The 18,419-nt window shown below is 41.7% G+C and carries 17 protein-coding genes; 7 read left to right on the forward strand and 10 right to left on the reverse strand.

The window, feature by feature from the left end; all coding sequences use genetic code 11:
- Positions 1–10 precede the first annotated feature (10 nt).
- The 4 genes from IYN84_RS06905 to IYN84_RS06920 all read right to left on the reverse strand — a co-directional run bounded on the left by IYN84_RS06905 (position 11) and on the right by IYN84_RS06920 (position 4,554).
- Positions 11–2,212, reverse strand: a complete 2,202-nt coding sequence (locus IYN84_RS06905) for a tyrosinase family protein (RefSeq protein WP_196138414.1) — start codon at positions 2,210–2,212, stop codon at positions 11–13.
- Between the two features lie 169 nt (positions 2,213–2,381).
- Complete coding sequence (locus IYN84_RS06910; RefSeq protein WP_196138415.1) at positions 2,382–2,519, reverse strand: hypothetical protein; 138 nt, start codon at positions 2,517–2,519, stop codon at positions 2,382–2,384.
- A 603-nt stretch (positions 2,520–3,122) separates the two neighbouring features.
- A complete protein-coding gene (locus IYN84_RS06915) occupies positions 3,123–3,539 on the reverse strand; it encodes a hypothetical protein (protein ID WP_196138416.1) in 417 nt (138 codons plus the stop codon).
- 136 nt (positions 3,540–3,675) lie between these two features.
- On the reverse strand, positions 3,676–4,554 hold the full coding sequence (locus tag IYN84_RS06920) for a DUF5050 domain-containing protein (RefSeq protein ID WP_196138417.1): 879 nt from the start codon (positions 4,552–4,554) through the stop codon (positions 3,676–3,678).
- Between the two features lie 282 nt (positions 4,555–4,836).
- Between IYN84_RS06920 and IYN84_RS06925 the strand changes: the two genes are divergently transcribed.
- The gene (locus tag IYN84_RS06925; RefSeq protein ID WP_196138418.1) at positions 4,837–5,811 is read left to right on the forward strand and encodes a transposase; all 975 of its coding nucleotides are present in this window, start codon (positions 4,837–4,839) and stop codon (positions 5,809–5,811) included.
- A 510-nt stretch (positions 5,812–6,321) separates the two neighbouring features.
- Here the strand turns inward: IYN84_RS06925 and IYN84_RS06930 are convergent.
- Positions 6,322–6,543, reverse strand: coding sequence for a hypothetical protein (locus tag IYN84_RS06930; RefSeq protein ID WP_196138419.1), 222 nt, complete (start codon positions 6,541–6,543; stop codon positions 6,322–6,324).
- A 279-nt stretch (positions 6,544–6,822) separates the two neighbouring features.
- Between IYN84_RS06930 and IYN84_RS06935 the strand changes: the two genes are divergently transcribed.
- Together IYN84_RS06935 and IYN84_RS21425 are read left to right on the forward strand one after the other, a co-directional pair.
- Positions 6,823–7,728, forward strand: coding sequence for an integron integrase (locus tag IYN84_RS06935; protein ID WP_256435571.1), 906 nt, complete (start codon positions 6,823–6,825; stop codon positions 7,726–7,728).
- A 1-nt stretch (position 7,729) separates the two neighbouring features.
- On the forward strand, positions 7,730–7,843 hold the full coding sequence (locus IYN84_RS21425; RefSeq protein WP_371734820.1) for a hypothetical protein: 114 nt from the start codon (positions 7,730–7,732) through the stop codon (positions 7,841–7,843).
- Between the two features lie 39 nt (positions 7,844–7,882).
- On the opposite strand, the gene IYN84_RS06940 is transcribed toward IYN84_RS21425, so the two are convergent.
- Together IYN84_RS06940 and acs are read right to left on the reverse strand one after the other, a co-directional pair.
- Positions 7,883–8,551, reverse strand: a complete 669-nt coding sequence (locus IYN84_RS06940; RefSeq protein ID WP_371734821.1) for a response regulator — start codon at positions 8,549–8,551, stop codon at positions 7,883–7,885.
- A gap of 150 nt (positions 8,552–8,701) precedes the next feature.
- Positions 8,702–10,645 carry an acetate--CoA ligase gene (gene acs, locus IYN84_RS06945; protein ID WP_196138420.1) on the reverse strand — a complete coding sequence of 648 codons (1,944 nt, stop codon included), beginning with the start codon at positions 10,643–10,645 and terminating at the stop codon, positions 8,702–8,704.
- Between the two features lie 382 nt (positions 10,646–11,027).
- On the opposite strand from acs, the gene IYN84_RS06950 reads away from it, so the two are divergent.
- The 4 genes from IYN84_RS06950 to IYN84_RS06965 all read left to right on the forward strand — a co-directional run bounded on the left by IYN84_RS06950 (position 11,028) and on the right by IYN84_RS06965 (position 15,737).
- Complete coding sequence (locus tag IYN84_RS06950; RefSeq protein ID WP_196138421.1) at positions 11,028–12,335, forward strand: DcaP family trimeric outer membrane transporter; 1,308 nt, start codon at positions 11,028–11,030, stop codon at positions 12,333–12,335.
- Positions 12,336–12,546: 211 nt separating this feature from the next.
- Positions 12,547–14,472 (forward strand): putative nucleotidyltransferase substrate binding domain-containing protein, encoded by a 1,926-nt coding sequence (locus IYN84_RS06955; RefSeq protein WP_196138422.1) that lies wholly within the window; start codon positions 12,547–12,549, stop codon positions 14,470–14,472.
- Complete coding sequence (locus tag IYN84_RS06960) at positions 14,473–15,192, forward strand: exonuclease domain-containing protein (RefSeq protein WP_196138423.1); 720 nt, start codon at positions 14,473–14,475, stop codon at positions 15,190–15,192.
- Between the two features lie 176 nt (positions 15,193–15,368).
- On the forward strand, positions 15,369–15,737 hold the full coding sequence (locus tag IYN84_RS06965) for an Mth938-like domain-containing protein (protein WP_196138424.1): 369 nt from the start codon (positions 15,369–15,371) through the stop codon (positions 15,735–15,737).
- A gap of 77 nt (positions 15,738–15,814) precedes the next feature.
- Here the strand turns inward: IYN84_RS06965 and IYN84_RS06970 are convergent, their stop codons facing one another.
- From IYN84_RS06970 to IYN84_RS06980, 3 genes are all read right to left on the reverse strand, one after another.
- Entirely contained in the window at positions 15,815–16,687 is an 873-nt protein-coding gene (locus IYN84_RS06970; RefSeq protein WP_196138425.1) for a DsbC family protein, read from the reverse strand.
- A 173-nt stretch (positions 16,688–16,860) separates the two neighbouring features.
- Entirely contained in the window at positions 16,861–17,757 is an 897-nt protein-coding gene (xerD, locus tag IYN84_RS06975) for a site-specific tyrosine recombinase XerD (protein ID WP_196138572.1), read from the reverse strand.
- Between the two features lie 100 nt (positions 17,758–17,857).
- A complete protein-coding gene (locus IYN84_RS06980) occupies positions 17,858–18,331 on the reverse strand; it encodes a methylated-DNA--[protein]-cysteine S-methyltransferase (RefSeq protein WP_196138426.1) in 474 nt (157 codons plus the stop codon).
- Positions 18,332–18,419 lie beyond the last annotated feature (88 nt).

Below are 18,419 nucleotides of genomic sequence, written 5' to 3' on the forward strand. Positions count from 1 at the left end.
TTGCTGCTCCCTAATCCATAAAGTTCAATGATACGCCGTCGAAAAACAAAGCATTATCGATGGGTTTACCATCTAATCCGACTGCAACTAAATGGACGCTGATATCTTCTTCTCCTTTAGCCAGCATACGGCGAACAGCATCGCTGGCGTCGACACGATAATTGCGAGGCTCATGATGATGCAGACTTCGTCGATCGAACTGTCGTGTTTTATCAAGAGGCAAATTACAATGACCCGGTCCGCCATAACAGGTGCCGTGAAAAGTGGTGATTTCACCGACAAAATGTTCGTTATCGACAATCGGCGTATCTGCGCTGGCATCAGGGGCGTTGAGAAACATTCGAATTGTGGTATTAAACATGTTGCCTAGCTGAACTCGATGAAGGCGAATATCCGCCTTTCGGTAAGTGTCCAGAACATCACCTTTGACACCCGCTTTTTCTGAATTGAATTTGCTAAAAGAAACAGATGAACTGGCTTCATAGTGATAGCTATCACGCATGTATTCATAACCAAGCTTTTTGACACTGAGTGTATCTTTAATACTTAGCGACCAGGGGGGTAAAACGCCGTCCATGTCTTCAGGCTTCACATCGGGATGAAGTTCCTGCCAACGAGCCCATATCCGATCAACGTTCGAATGATGTGCCCAGAAAATCGGATCGTACGCTGTTATACGATTATCAGTCATCCAGCCATAGGGAGGATTTTCAGTATTCTGAATATCAGGGTCGAGAATTTTGAGTGACTTGGGGGGTGGATAATGCGGATTTTGACCACCAGAAAAATTGTGCATGCCGTTATGCACTTCTTCCAATTTTCCAAAATGGTGGTCATTCTCAGGGCCGCCGGCAAAATCACTCCAGTTCTTGATTGAAAGCAGCTGATTAATATTGGCTTTAGTCGGATAGTGCATCGGGGAAACCATCGCTCCGGGCCAACGGTTAGGAAACCACAGCGGATTGATCAGACGAAGCTCGTTGTAAATCAACCGTGTTTTATCGCTCCAGGCTGCTTTGCCGGTATCAGGATTTTTTATCAGTTGATAAGGAATGCACGCAGCCTTTAGAAATCTAAGTCCTGAGTTAAAAGTCGCGCCACTTTTCGCCAGGGCTTGCAACCCAGCCAGCTCTTTTTCAGAAAATAAATTTGAAGCCTCAAGTCGATTGTATGCTTTTTGTGTTAGCCAACAACGATAAGCTTCAGGAATCACACCCTGGTCAAGTTTGTTGGTATTGAAAGTACGAGTATTCGCATCGGCGTAGTCAGCCCAGGACCAATAAGGCAAAGTAATGTACTCATCGTAGTCCTGTAATGTCTGTTCGAAAAAGTACAGATACAATCGATGCCAGGGCAAGAACTGTTCCCAACCATGTTGGCAGGAATTGGTGTGTATTCTTGCCCAATAGTCAAAGCTTCTTTCATCCATCCAATGGTCGTTGTACTGATACATACAGGACAGCGCGTTACGTAGTCGTTGAACTTCAGTATCTGTTAGAGTGCTAACTTCTTTTCGAACATTGAGGCCTTTGTTAGCTTTGCGATTAACATTACTACACTTGTTAGAAACTTTATGGGCTTTTTCTCCACAAGCTAAAGCCACTAATTCATTTCGCTCTACGCTAATATTTTTCGCCGAAAGACTTTTCTCTGACTCCGTATTAATCGACTCTGATTCAGTTGGGCAACCGTCATCTATCCATTGAGCAATAAACTGAATCTCGGAGGCTGTAGCTCGACGTTTTGCATCCCAGAGCAATGGCGGAAAAATAGAACCATCAAAAGGATATTCACCTTTGAGTCCTTTAATTATCCCCGAACGATCACTTCGCTTTTCACCTCCACCAGCACCGCCTCCAGTGCTACCGCCGGAAGGCCAACAATCGGGATCGGCATGTCCACTTGGCTCGGTATTGACCGCCTGCACTGCATCGTCTTCAGCAATAGCTGAGCGGTCCTCGCCTTCATTCGGCTCTTCGCCACTAGAGCCACCACAACAGCTTTTCTTTTTGGGTAAGTTATTGTCAGTGTTATCGCCGCTAATGGGAGGACTGATCATCCTTTGCCCATATAGCTCTACCGTTTCAAATGTTTCTATCGCAAGCCAAAATGCTTTGTAACCCTGGTAGTCTGGTACGCGATCACCTTGAATATCATTGAGGATTTGCTTGACTCGATCGTAAGCAGAACTAGACTTCTCCGTCTTTTTCATTATTATTCCTTTCGTTTTTTATTCAAGTAGTTGGGGTAAGCAAGTTTGATTAACTGCGCACAAATTTAAACATGCTGTTTTTCAAAATATTGCTACTAACCTAACCCGGGAACTTGAGGTAATGAAATTGTCATTCTTCTTTGTGTTTTCTACTCTGTCGCTTTTACTCTTACTTTACCAATCTTAGATTTCCATTCTGAATCACCAGAAACTTATAAGGAATGTCAGCTTTCAGCTTTAGCTTTTCTGCATGATTAACATCGAGCATACTTTTAGCTTTAAAACCTGATAACAATATTTTCTGCATGCTAACTGTTGGGGAAATTTATCGTAACCCTGTAAGACTTATACGCCATAGACTTGACTCGAGCAACACTCAGCTTGAGATAATTAGAAGAATATGATTGGTAGTTATATTGAAAAAAAAACAGTGTGGAATAAAAAGCAAATAGTATCCAGTATAGCAAATATTTTTTACTTGCAAGTAAAGTCAGACCAGCAGTTATTGGCGCCACTATTTTTTCGATTACTCTCTATGTTTGCAGGAAAAGTCGGAGAGTTATTTGTTGTGTTGAATTCTTAGAGCCAGGTTCTTTTGAGCTACATTGGACCACTTAGCGCATAGTGTTTCGACAGCTTCATCTAGAAAGTCAAAGCCCCATCAGAGACAAATTGGAATAGCATGTTAATGCTTAATTCGTGTCGAGATAAACTCAAAATAATTGTTCAGATGAGAGAACCATTTATTTTCATGACCGCTATTAACGAGATTTTTATTTGGATACTTTTCGCCTCAATGGTGAGACTTATTCTGGCCAGGAGCAATGTTTGCTGATTTTGCAACGCTCTGACTTCTAACACAGCATCTAAAGTGTGCGTCAGCGTCTAGCCTGTGCTGGGTTATTTTTTGTTAAATACTTTTGTATAGAATTTTTTTATGATTATCGTCGTAGACAAGTGAAAATGGTAAATCTTCTAAAAATTGATACATATTGATTGCAATATAGTCATAGTCAGAATTTTTATCATTGGCAAATGTAGTACGCACTTCGCATAACAACTGTTTTTGAGACTCTAATTTTTCCCCCGTCACATCTTTTATATATCGGATACTCTCATTAATTGTTTCGTTTTCAATAACGCTCACCTTAAAAAAGTAGTCTCCAAAACTCACCCTAAGCTTTGGTGGTAAATTTCCAATTGGAACTATTTCTTCTGCGAACTTAACATCAGCATTTTTGGAAAAATAATCTCTAATCAACTCAAAAACCTTTTCTCTGCACCAATCTCCTGGCTCTCCATATAAAAAGGTATTTAATAAATGCATAGTTTCCCTCGAGGTAGTTAGCGCTTAAACTCAGTCACGCCGCTTATTGACGTTATCTAATGTGGACATATATTTTTAGACATATATGTCTGATTTTACTGGCTGCGATTGTTATATGTTCACTATTTGGATCTGGCTATCGCTTAAACATCGCATCTCTGCCAGAAATAAGTTTCCTAGGGGAAGAGCCATCTTTATTCATAATATAGATATCCCACCCTGTATCCGCGTGGTGTGAAAATAATATTTCGGAACTGTCAGGAGACCAGGATGGTTGCCAATTATCAATATCACCAAATGTTAATTGTTTTCGATTAGAACCATCGATATCCATTACATAGATTTCAAAATTTCCATCTTGTTTGGACATAAAAGCGATGTGCTTGCCATCAGGAGAAACCTCAGGGTGCCATTCTTCAGCTTCAGTATCTGTTAAGTGAATAATGTTATTACCATCAATATCAGCTATGCTTATCTCACTTTTTTTATCTTTGTATTCCGAAGAATAGACGATTCTCCCATCTGGCGTAAAATGAGGGTTACTCCCTTTTAGCGATTCTATTTGAGTCTGTTCGCTACCATCGGAGTTCATCATCCAAATTTCAGCCTGCCAAACGCCTTCCGAATCCTGATACTCTCTTGCAAAAGCAATTTTTTTTCCATCTGGAGACCATGCAGGAACACTATCCAATTTATTTTTGGCATGGGTTAATCGTTTCCAATTCGTACCATCACTATTCATTGTATGAATAGACCAAGTCTTTCCATCATCATGATATTGTCGAACAGCAAGTTTTTTTCCGTCTGGTGACCAAGTTACGTAATCACCTATCACATTTGAAACTTGGATACTTGATTGACCTTCTCTATCAGTTAAATAAATTTTTGCTCCCGCACCACTAACAGCAATTGTATGGGAGCTTTCGAGCGCTGGAGAGCCATCATGATTATGAGTTGTGCAACCAATCATCAACAGGGTCAGTAATAGAGACAATGAAGGGTAAATAGATTTCATGGTTTTTCCTTATTTTGAAATCAACGAATTAATTGACGCCACTTAAGTTGGATTAAATACGCGGTCACCTTAACCAATCTGGATTCCAAATACCTGACGTTGTTATGACTTTTAGATGATTTTGCTCTGGCGCCGATAAATATTTTCAGACACCCTGATTTAATCCAATATCCTACAACATCAATCCATAATTTCCTACAACAGGTTTGGATTTAACTGATTGGCTTATTTATTGGCTTCAGTAGAATCAACTCAGGACTTTCTTCTCAAGGATGAGAATCAATGGCCATACCTCGAAAGTATCTGGTTGATAATGAATCGGCTGGCTTTTATCACTGTATTTCCCGTTGCGTGCGCCGCGCTTATCTGTGTGGTGATGACCCGGTTTCAGGTCGGAACTGCAACCATCGAAAAGCTTGGCTCGAAAAACGCATGTTTGAACTAGCGGATATTTTCGCGGTGTCACTTTATGCCTATGCAGTGCTGGATAATCACTATCATCTCGTCTTAAAAATTGATCCCAAAGCGCCTTTGACTTGGTCTGATACTGAGATAGCCGAACGCTGGTTGCTGGCTTACCCTGGTAGACTCGATAAACCGGAACATGCCAAGCTGAGAGAAATGAAGAAGCAGGCAATCTTGGCGGATAAAACCAAATTAGCTAAATATCGTAAAAGGCTCGGCCAGTTGTCTTGGTTTATGTCTCGATTGAATGAGCCTTTGGCTAAACGAAGTAACTTAGAAGATTGTGTTAAGGGACGCTTTTGGGAATCTCGCTATCAATCGATCCCGCTATTGGATGAAACAGCGGTATTAGCTTGTATGGCGTACGTTGATTTAAATCCAATTCGAGCCGGTATCACACAAACACTCGAAAACGCATTTCATACATCGATTAAAAAACGGATCGATAAACTCCAATCTGCACCAATTAAATTGGGCGAGCCATTAACACCTGTTAATCAGTCAAGTGATAATTCACTTTACTCATTTAATTTGAATGATTATCTGGCATTAGTCGACTGGACAGGACGGGCTATTGTTCATCCAAATAAAGCATCGATACCACCTCATATCTCTTCAATCATTCAGCGACTTAACTTGCAACAAGGTCATTGGCTTGACCAAATCCAACGGCTTTGCAACAGTAACCCGACGATGATGGGCTCGATAGATAAGCTGAGAGAAAAAGCTCAAACTATAAAGAAGCGATGGGTCAAAGGTATAGGTCAAGCCAAATTGCTGTATCAATCTTAGGTGCAATTTTTCACCATTCCTGCAGTTTTTTCTGAAGGTATTTCTAAATATCTGATACTTGGAAAAAAACCTTTGTCTAAAAAGCTAAACTGAAGCTAGTCATCAAAAACAAGAGCTCTAAATCCTCAACTCCTGCTTTTTTAGTTCGCGAGAGTCTCGCTCTCGTTTGAGAAGCTTAGAATCTGGATTTTAGGGTGTCTTTTTATTTTTTCTCTGTCCAAGCGTATGATGCGACATCCCATATCTTATATTGGTCCATATGTTTTTTACACTTAACGCCCAAATAAATTGAGCGTTTTTCTTGCTTCAATTTTCATTGTCTTGTTAATGCTCATACTCAATATCCATGCAAACCTCTGGTATTTCAGGTCTCAGCTCCAGAATTTCATGGACAAATATTTCTCTATTGCTCATTCCAAAGTGTCCGAACTCTCCTGGCTCACTTAGCTCAGCCCGAATCCGTAAATATACATACTTAGAATCATGATCTTTTACTGAGTTATACTTAACTCACAAATCTACGTCAGTCGAATGTCCTGAGCTTACCCACCAATACTCAGTGTTCTTGCACTCATAGAATAAGTGGCTTTCGAATTCACGAACATAGACTCCAGAATATTCTTTAATAGTTTCATCCTGCTTAACCATGTTCATCGCTCCCGCGGACAAAAAAATCACCATGAGCGTAGCAATTAAAAAGTATAGGGCAAACTGGACTTTGTTGGGTTCCATAGCATTAACAGCTTATTATCTTCAGTAAATCACGATAATACGGAAATATTTTTGTAAGTAAAAGAGCTTTTTCTCTCGTAGCGACAAGTTAGGTATGAAAGTTAAAGTAAAGTCTCGTTATTATCGTGATTTACTGACGATAAAAACACATCTCAAAAACAGAATATTTACTAAAATCAATTACATAGTTAGATAATGAAGCGTGGTAAGAACATTATCGCTTGACCAAAAACCACTTGTACAGGTAGTATATTTTTTATTAAGACAAGGAGCGTCAAAATGGAAAATAGAAAACCCAAATTAATGTGGCAGGTCAGAAGTAAGATTAGAGCATTACATTACTCTTACCAAACTGAGCGTTCGTACGCGCAGTGGATCAAACGATTCATTCATTACTACAACCTTCGCCATCCAAAGGATATGGGAGCTGAAGAGGTTACACTTTTCCTCACCCATCTTGCTGTAGACTTGAAGGTATCTCCTGCGACTCAAAATCAAGCACTTTGCGCCTTGGTTTTTCTCTATAAACAAGTTCTCCACTCCCCTTTGGGCGAAAACACAGTCAATGCGGTGAGAGCAAAATATCATAAGAATCTGCCAGTTGTACTTTCGACGAATGAAGTCAAACGTTTACTTAGTAATATGTATGGCTTACCGAAATTAATGGCTCAAATTATTTATGGCACTGGTTTAAGAAAAAGTGAAGTTCACCGGCTGAGAGTTAAGGATATTGACTTTGAACGAAATCAGATCATTGTAAAAAGAGGCAAAGGGAACAAAGATAGACCACTGCCATTACCGCAGTCGTGTAAAGAAGAACTGTTAAAGCAACTAGCATTCGTCAAACAGCTTCATTTAAAAGATCGCCGAGAAAATGTTAATGGAGTAGAAGTACCTTACGCCCTCGAAAGAAAGGAACCCAATGCAGGGAAGTCTCTCGCTTGGCAATGGATATTTCCGAGCTTACGCATTAGCACCGATCCTAGAACATTTATTGTACGAAGACACCACGCTCATCCAACAGTTTTTGCAAAGCATGTTAAGAAAGCGATTGAGAAAGCAGAAATAAATAAGAAAGTCACCGCGCATGTTTTCCGACATTCTTTTGCTACACACTTACTAGAATCCGGTTCCGACAGCTTTTTGCTCCTGCAAAAGCTGCATACACTACTTCCCTGTAGATAACATCAGAACAGTCCAAGAATTACTCGGGCATAATGATGTGCGCACAACACAGATCTATACGCATGTACTCAATCGAAATCCTTCAGGTACGCTAAGTCCATTGGATAAACTTTAGATGCATTAATGTTAGGGTTAATTCATATAAGAATTAATTTTAGCTCCCAACCTCACCAAAACTCTCATCAAGATTCACTTTATTAGCAATTAAAACCACTTGAGTCCTATTATTCACCCCGAGCTTGCGCATAATAGCGGTAACATGCGCTTTTACCGTGGCTTCGGTAACATCCTGCTCATAAGCAATTTGTTTATTAAGTAATCCGTCAGCCAGAAGATTAAAAACCTCTAGCTGTTTCGGCGTCAGTTCAGAAACTTTACCGATATAGTTTTCCAGCTCATTGTCTTTTTGCAACTCAACTGATTCAACCCCAATCGGAAAACAGGTATCCCCTATTAACACCGATTCAATACTCTGCTGCATCATTGGAATGGAGGAAGATTTAGGAATAAATCCTAAAGCTCCATATTGCCGCGCTTTTGCGGCAATGGATAAGTCTTCATTGGCTGAAATCATCACAACCGGAAGCTGAGTATAACGCCGAGTGACATGAGAAAGTCCGGCAAAACCATTAGCTCCCGGCATGTGTAAATCCATCAACAAAAGATCCGCATCAGCATTATCATCCGACAAGATCTCTTCCAACTGCGAAATGCTCTCCGCTTCATAAAAGCTTGCATCCGGCATATTCGTTTTTAAGGCCTGTACCAGAGCACTTCTGAATAATGGATGATCATCGGCAATTATGATCTTGTTGATCGAAATATTATTAATGACATTCTCCTGTTCAAAGACAAGCCAGACATATTTTCTTTCTCTGTGCTTTCTCAGTGCTTTCTTTGCTTCTTTTAAGCTTTTTATGCTTTATTGAAAGTTTTTCAATCTGAAAAGCATGGCTTTATAGCTAGATTAATATCACCGATTCTTACGGTTTTCAATTAAATCATCAACCACTGCCGGTTCAGCCAGGGTAGAAATATCCCCTAGATTTCCAAATTCATTTTCGGCGATTTTACGTAAAATCCGGCGCATGATTTTACCTGAACGCGTTTTAGGCAAACCCGGGGCAAACTGAATATGATCCGGTGTCGCTACCGGACCAATCTCTTTTCTTACCCATTGGACTAATTCTTTTTCCAGCTCGTCAGTTGCATTAACTCCGGCATTAACCGTAACAAACACATAAATGCCCTGCCCTTTAATATCATGCGGAAAACCAACCACTGCGGCTTCGGCAACATCATGATGGGCAACCATGGCACTTTCAATTTCTGCGGTACCCATGCGATGACCCGAGATATTAAGAACATCATCGACTCTTCCCGTTATCCAGTAGTAACCATCGTCATCCCGACGCGCACCGTCTCCGGTAAAGTAGCGACCTTTAAAAGTACTAAAGTAAGTCTCTATAAATCGTTGATGATCACCGTAAACGGTTCTCATCTGCCCAGGCCAGCTGTCGTTAATCACCAGATTTCCATCCACTGCGCCCTCCAGTTCATTACCTTCACCATCCACCAGCGCTGGTTGAATACCAAACAAAGGTCGAGTGGCCGACCCGGATTTTAGTGGTGTTGCCCCGGGCAGCGGTGAAATTAAAATCCCCCCTGTTTCAGTTTGCCACCAGGTATCAACAATTGGACACCTCTCTTCACCAACCACGTCAAAATACCATTGCCAGGCTTCAGGGTTGATTGGTTCACCGACACTGCCCAGCAAGGTTAGCGATTTTCTGGAAGTGGATTTAACCAGTTCATCGCCTTCGCGCATCAGTGCGCGGATTGCTGTCGGCGCCGTATAACAGGTATTCACCTTGTGTTTGTCACATACCTGCCAGAATCGGCTGCAATCAGGATAGTTTGGAACACCTTCAAACATCAATGTGGTGGCGCCATTAGCCAGCGGGCCGTAGACAATGTAGCTATGACCGGTAATCCAGCCTACGTCGGCGGTGCACCAGAATATATCACCAGGATGATAGTCAAACACATACTGGTACGTTAGCGAGGCGTATACCAGATAGCCTCCACCAGTATGCAACACACCTTTTGGTTTACCGGTAGAACCCGATGTATAAAGAATAAACAACGGATCTTCAGCACTCATTTCTTCGGCAATGCAATCGGTGGATTCATTCTGAGCTTCTGTGTGATACCAGTAGTCGAGCTCATTATTCCATGCAACTTCATCGCCGGTATTCCGGACAACCAGCACAGACTCCAGATAATCTCTTACTCCTGCCAATTCAGTCGCTGCATCGACATTCTGCTTGAGCGGGATCTTCTTACCGCCACGACGGCTAAAATCTGCAGTGATAATCAGCTTACTTTGACAATCAACAATTCGACCGGCAAGCGCTTCAGCACTAAAGCCGCCGAAAACGACTGAGTGAATTGCGCCGATTCTGGCGCAGGCTAACATTGCATACGCCGCCTCAGGAATCATTGGCATATAGAGGGTCACTCTGTCTCCTTTACCAATGCCTCGCCTCTTGAGTACATTGGCAAATCGACATACCTCCTCATAGAGCTCCCGATAAGTGATGTTTTTTGAAACCCCGGGGTCATCACCTTCCCAAATAATAGCAACTTGATCCGCTTTGTCTTTCAGATGGCGATCAATACAATTGGCGGCAACATTCAAAGTTCCGTCCTGATACCAACGGATATGCAGATCATCTTTATCGTAAGAAACGTCTTTTACCTGTGTAAAAGGCTTTATCCAGTCGAGCCGACTCCCCTGCTCGCGCCAGAATCCCTCATTGTCTTCGATTGAGTGCTGATACATCTCTCTGTACTGCGACTCATTGAGATACGCCTTTTCCTTAAACACCGCATTGACTGGATAAACCTTTGACATAAAACCTTCCTACTCGGCTGAATTTTGTGATTTTTATTGAATCATCTGATTCTATGAAATATGAAGCCTCAAAACTATGTCGGAACCATTAGACATTAGTCTAATAAAACCAAAGATTATTGAGCGCTCTATTGTTGTTACCTGTTACTCAAACTTCCGAACAAGCCGCCAGTTTTCGCGCTTTGATAACAGCAGTGAGATCTCCGGCGATGAAATACCGGATCATTTCTCCACGGTATGAGGCCAACAATTAGACTAATGGCTAATAACACTCCAGAAAATTTCGCCGCAAACTAAGCGCCATATCCAATAAAAATTTAAAAGTAACCCTGAGATAAAAGTAAAACCAGAAATAACCGCTTGATTAATTGGTGAGGGACCTATGAAAACAGCAACAAAAACATACAGGCACGCGACAACAACCATTAGCAAAACTGCAAAAATTTTAGCCGTTTCCCTGGCTATCATTCCGCTACTAATGACTACTTCACCAGTTCAGGCCGAAGAAAGCGTCGATGAACGCATCAATCAGCTGGAAGCGCAAATCAAAGCTTTACGAATTGCACAGCAAGAACAAAAGAATAAGCAAACTCAAAACTCAACAGCAAAGGATAGCAAGCACACTTACCAGTTTGGCGGTTTTATTAAGGCAACGGCCACGCTCAGCGATTACAGCGACGGTGATCTGGATGCCAATAGTGGTTTAAGAGATTTTTATATTCCCGGAGCAATACCTGTTGGCGGTGAAGGAGAAGCCGGTGATTTCGATTTCTCCGCCAAGGAAACTCGAATCAACTTTAAGTCAACCCATTTGCTTGATAATGGCAAAACCGTTAAAACCTATCTGGAAATGGATTTCCTGCTCCCCCCCGGCGGTAACGAGCGGGTAAGCAATTCCTATAACCCGCGATTAAGACATGCATTTTTTACCTACGATAATTGGCTTTTCGGTCAAACCTGGTCGACCTTTCAGGATGTCGGGGCACTTCCAGAATCGGTAGACTTTCTTGCCGCACCGGATGGAATTGTTTTCGACCGTCAACCACAGGTTCGCTATACCTCAGGGGCGTGGCAGTTTTCGCTAGAAAATCCGGAAACAACGATAACGCCTTTCGGCGGTGGTGGTCGAATCGTTACGGATGATAACAGCACCCCGGATTTTGTTCTTCGCTATAACTACAAAGCCGACTGGGGACATATTAGCGCAGCAGCACTGCTACGTAGCCTTGCTTATAATAACGGTTCAAGCGATGAGTCAGAATCTGCAGCCGGCTTCAGTCTCACCGGTAAATATGCTTTCAGTAACGGCGATAACATAAAATTTAATTATGCCAGTGGCTCGGGCCTTGGACGATATGTAGCACTCAATACCAGCAATGGTGCCGTCCTAAATGCGACAGGTGAGCTAAACGCGATCGATTCAAACCTTTATGCGATCGCCTATCAGCATAAATGGAACTCTCAATGGCGCAGCAACTTAATTGTTTCAGGGACAAGCGTTGACAACGACACTCAACTCACCGGTACCAGCGTTACCGAATCAGTTAACAGCTATCAGCTCAACCTATTGTATAGTCCGACTGCGAAAATGACCATTGGTGTCGGTTATCTGGATGCGACCAGAGAGCTCGAAAACGGACAGGAAGGAAAAATGGACCGCTTGATTTTTACTGCGAAATACGGGTTCTAAATGAATAAACTGTTCAAAGTGCCTTGATTTGGCTGATGGTCATCCATCAGCCGTTTTTACTGGTATTAAAGAATTGGAATCGCCTGACTCTGATCACGGTTATACGATTTGCTAACTGAAAGATGACTCAATTCGCACTATAATCAAACACACTGACTGAAGTCGGCAGGTATGCGACTACCTGAATAATTTTGATTCTGGAGCCTAGTCTTTGAATAACAAATTCGAAAATAATGAGAGTAAAAATTCTGACCTCGACCTGTTAGAAGTAGAGAGTCTTGAAATATTCAATTACCTGAGCTCAATTGAACCAATATCCAGGCTTTCCGACTCCCGAAAAAAACAATTATTAGTTTCTATAGAAATTGATTACGCCAGGCGCGGGCAAATAATACTTAAGCCCGGAGCTCAAAATAGATGGCTTTTTATTATCAGAAGTGGTGCAGTCGAAAGACTGGAAATTGATGGTACAGTAGCTGCAAGGTTCGCCGAAAATGACATGTTTGGACATGCTTCTATCCGCCGTGGTGGAGAAGTAAAACGAGAAATCAAAGCACTGGAAGATACTCTTTTCTATAAAATCCCCAAGGAAACTTTTGAAGCGTTTTTCCAGGAAGAACCCTATTTCAGATTCTACTTTGAAAGAAACGACTTTTTACCAATGAGTGCCGAACAAAAAAGGAATATTGGAAAAACATCAACTCAACATTCAGGTAATCTTAGCTCGGTAGAAGTCTGTGCCTTGTTGCATGATAAACCTTTAATGGTTGACCACACAAAAACGGTTTCCGAATGCGCGCAACTAATGCAGTCAACCGCAAGTACCTCACTTCTTATAACCCAGAACAACCGGGTAAAAGGAATTGTAACCGACAGAGCTTTTTGCACTAAAGTGGTAGCTGAAAATATTTCTCACCAGACGCCTGTGGGCGTAATAATGAGTGAAGGTTTATTAACTATTCAATCAAATGCAACAGCCTCCGAAGCATTATTGATAATGGCAAGAAATAATATTCGTCATTTGCCGGTAATAGAAAATGAAAAAATCCTGGGTGTATTAACTGCAACGGATTTAATTCACCGGCAAAGCAATAACCCCGTTTACCTGATAAATCAGATCCATAGAACTCTGCAGATTGATTCACTGATTCGCCTGTCGCACCAAATACAACCATCTTTATTGCAGTTAGTTAAACAGGGATTAAGCGCCAATGACGTCGCCTATACAATCAGTTCCATCGGTCGTGCATTTAACCAGCAATTACTAAATCTGGCTGAATTAGAATTGGGGAAACCTCCAATCCCCTATGTATGGGTAATCGCAGGCTCACTGGCCAGAAACGAGCAAACGGCAAAAAGCGATCAGGATAATCTGATTATTTTAAGTGATGATTACGAGGAAGCACTACATGGCACTTATTTTGAAAAGCTATCAAAATTTGTGTGTGATGGTTTAAACAAATGTGGGTATATCTATTGTCCCGGTGACGTTATGGCCAGCAACCCAAAATGGCGACAGCCATTGAGCCAGTGGAAACAGTATTTTTCTCAATGGATTTTATCTCCAGAGCCCAAATCATTAATGTATGCCAGCATATTTTTTGATCTTAATGGACTTCACGGAGAACATAGTCTGCTTGCAGCTTTAAATATTCATGTAAAAGAAGTAATCGTTCAGAATAAAATGTTTCTTAATTTTATGGCGGCAAATGCACTTCATCACACTCCTCCTCTGGGATTATTTCGCAATTTTGTCCTCGAAAGACACGGAAGCGAAGAGAAGTCTCTTGATCTTAAAAAGCGAGGAGTCGTTCCCATCATTGACTTAAGCCGAGTCTATGCGCTTGATTGCGGTGCCAGACCAATCAATACTCTGGAACGGTTGATAGCAGCAAGACAGTCCAACTCAATCAGTGAACCCGGATTAATGGATTTAACAGATGCCTTTGAGTTTTTAAGCGAGCTACGTTTGCAACATCAAGCCAAAAATATAGAGCAAGGAAAAGCGCCCGACAACTATCTGATCCCGGAAGAAATATCATCTCTTGAAAGACGTCATCTCAAGGATACCTTCGAAGTCGTCAGAACCTATCAAAGCGCCCTTGCCTCTCGTTATCAGACCGGAAGAATTGGCTAGATGGATATATCTTCAATAACAGGCTGGCTGAAAGGCAGAGCATACAATACGGCGAAAATACTCGATAATTCGCCTGAGGAGGTTCGCCCCGAACTCAAAAATTATCTTGAAAACTGCTATTTTTCAGGTGATGATTACTTAATCAATACACCCATTGTGTCAATCGATCTGGAAACTTCCGGTCTCAATGACGATGATAATATTGTCAGCATGGGAATTTGCCCTTTTGAGAATTTATCGATCAAGCTGGTACAATGTCGCCACTTTCTGGTTAATTCTGACTCAGCGTTAAAAAAAGACAGCGTAGTCATTCATAAAATCACCCATGATCAGATGGCAAAAGGAATTGATTCGATTTCCGCATTCAAACAGTTTTTAAATTACTGTCATCATTCACTGCTACTTGTTCATTATCATCCGGTAGAAAAGAAATTCCTGCAAAAGCTTGCAATGCATATCACCGGAAACAAAATTCCCATTTTTTTTCTGGATACATTTATCATTGAGGAGAAAATAATGGCCAGAAGACAACAAGCCATATCAGCAACATCCCTGAGGCTTTTCAATCTACGAAAAAAATATGGGTTACCAGCATATAATGCACACAACGCGCTGGAAGATGCTATCTCTACTGCAGAGCTATTTCTTGCCCAACTGGCTTCAATCAACCGCCCTCTGCAAGAAATTCGTCTGAGAGACCTTTCATTAATTCAGATTTAATTGGAGTTTTTAATATAATAACCCGCTTTTAGAAACAATCACCAGTGAAAACACTTAAAGCGGTAAAGTTGATAACAACTAAACTAAACTAAACTAAACTAAACTTACCTTCATACCAAGAAGGCTATATAATGGAAATACTGACCATATCTATATAGTTTCAAAGATCAAATTAAATGCAATTTCAAAAAGAAAACAATGCCGGTCCAGTTGCAATAAAAGCTTACAAACCAGGTGAAATTGTCTTTTTTAATGGCATCTATTCGGAGCCTGTTCTGGTGAGCAATAATTCTGTCGACTTATACCTTCAGGCAAAAGAATTTGAAGAAGTCGATTATCAACACCTGCTTGAAGCGCTTCCTGATGACATAGAAGTTTTGCTTATTGGAACAGGACCTGCGCATAAGTTGATGCCAGCGAATACAATGCGCGAACTCAATAAAAAAGGGATAGCCGTTGAGGTTATGGCAACGCGACAAGCTTGCCATACGCTGCAAGTACTAATTCATGACAACCGAATAGTAGTTGCATTGTTATTTCCTTAACGCTCTCACCACCACATAAAAAAGCGCCCGAAGGCGCTCTTTTATAATAAAGTATGAGAACTAAAACTCGAAAAATATTAATTCTGACTATTCATTGACAGTTTTTCCGATTTCAGTTTGTTTAGTAGTGACAACATATCATCAGCCGACAAATAACCTCCGATGACTTCTCCAGTCTCCGTAATTACCGCTGGCGTACCACTTAAATTGAGTGAACGAACAAGGTTATAATGTGCGGCAACCGGATTTTTACATGTTTTATCAGAAAACTGTCTCTGAAGCTTGGCAATATTCATTGCTTCCTGTTTGTCATCCGCACACCAGACAGATACCAGTTTCCTATACGCCGATGAGCCGATACCTGCCCTCGGGTAAGCCATGTACCTGACAGTGATTCCATTCTCGTTTAACATAGGCATCTCTTTGTGCAACTTTCGACAATAGGCGCAATCAACGTCGGTAAAAACAGTGACTACATGCTTTTCATCACTGGCTTTGAAGACAACCATATCAGATTCGTCAATTCCTGAAATTAGTTTGGCTCGCATCGGTGCGCGTTTCAGGTCTTGTCGGGCTAAAGCCAGCTGGGTATGGTTTATTGGTGCGCCTTCATCAATTTCCAGCATCATTCCAGTCATTAGGAATCTACCGTCAACTGAAACATAAAGTACTTCTCCACCCAAAAATGCCTGGTAGTAACCTTTAAGCGGGCTCTTCTCAATATCAGATATTTCAATCCCCTGTAAATTTTTTTCCAGTTGAGATTTAACCTCATCAGCAGTTAATGCCCCCGGAATACTTTCCAGTTGCCACTCTGCAACTTCCGGAGTTTGCGCCTCATTAAGTGGAACTTGCTGGTTCATTGCCTGACGGTTACTTATTCCCTGGTAAAGTATAAAACCAGAGGCAACTAAAGCACTCAGCACACCTATTTTACGATTTAGTGACATTTAATTAATCCTGAACTCTATGTTAATTTCGGGCTTGCAGCTTTGGTGACTCAATAATCTACCATTGAATAGCAAAACCCGCATTGTTAATTTTGCACCTAGTTAATCAGAGACTATATCAGTTTTGCAAACTCAACGACAGACGGTAGTTCTCACTGGACAAAACGTGATATTCAGGCTCTTGGATGGTGCGTAGCATGTAAACTTTTGAGCCTTTCCTTGGCAATATGAGTATAAATCTGCGTTGTTGACAGATCGCTATGACCTAACAGCATTTGCAAAGTTCTTAAATCAGCACCATGAGCCAATAAATGAGTAGCAAAAGCGTGCCGCAAAGTATGTGGCGACAGATGTTTTTTGATCCCGGCCATCGAAGCATAATGCTTTATCCGATACCAGAAGGTTTGTCTGGTCATTCCCTGCCCTCTTTTGGAAAGAAACAGGAGATCGCTTTGCTTGTTTCCCAGCAATTCGCCACGTCCATACTTTAGGTAATTCTCGATAGCTTCACCTGCAGCTTCACCGAAGGGCACTAACCTCTCTTTATTTCCCTTTCCGCTGACTCTTAAAACCCCCTGAACAGTTGAGATCTGCGAAAACTCTAACTTGATCAACTCGCTGACTCTGAGACCACTGGCATACATCAGCTCCAGCATTGCCAGATCACGAGTCCCCAGCGCATCATCGGTATCAGGCTCAGACAACAAGGCTTCCACATCTGACTCTGACAATGTATGAGGTAATGGGCGTCCCAGCTTGGGAGACTCGATTTTCGAAGTGGGATCCTTTACACAGATTCCCTGTTCAAGAGCATAAGCATAAAATCGCCTCAAACAGGAAAGGCTTCTGGCGGTCGAGCGTGCAGAATAGTTTTTCTGATATCGAAAACTCAAATAATCTTCGACTTCGGCTGAAGAGGCTTTTACCAGAGTGTTCTTACTTTGCTCCAACCAGATGACAAATTGAACAAGATCGGTCTTATAACTACTTAGCGTGTTTTGACTAAGTCCATCGTGCATCCAGATATTGTCGATGAACAAGCAGATTAAGTCTTCGTGTTCCGCTGACACCTTGTTTTTCTTTTGCTTCACTCTACTTTGGCTCACTAATGAGATAAACCTGTGCCAATAAGCTCAACCACACATGGCCTTGCTTATTAACATGACCAGCCTAAATCCGGGATAAGTCGATACCTTCATGCGAAAGTAACCATCGCTTAATATTCATTAACTCTCCGCCTGTATCTCCGGCATAGCCACCCAGGCCTTTTTGAGCGACAACTCGATGGCAAGGCACCACAATTGGTGTCGGATTTCGCCGGCACGCATTCCCCACAGCCCTGGCATTTGAGCCAATTCTTGCAGCTAGCTCGCCATAGGTTTCGGTTTTACCTGGAGGAATATCACAAAGAGCAATCCAGACTCTTGTCTGAAATTCGGTGCCTCTGGGCACTAATGGAATTTGAAAGCTGTTACCTGCTGAACGAAAATAATCGGCTAACTGATCAACCACTCGCTTTCCCATTCGAGTGATTGGAGGGCTCTCACTTAGTTCAGTATTCAAGGTAATTTCATAAAGACAGTTTTGCTGAATGCTGATTTTTAACTTTCCAACAGGGGTTTCAATAACCGCAGTTTCATGCATTATTTTTATTTTCTCCTTCTGCTTAATCCCATCCTACCAATAGAGTCGGATTGATTCCAGCAAAGAAAATTCAAGTGGGAAACTAAAT

The sequence above is a fragment of the Aliikangiella sp. G2MR2-5 genome (assembly GCF_015687155.1).
In the GTDB taxonomy this organism is placed as follows: domain Bacteria; phylum Pseudomonadota; class Gammaproteobacteria; order Enterobacterales; family Kangiellaceae; genus Aliikangiella.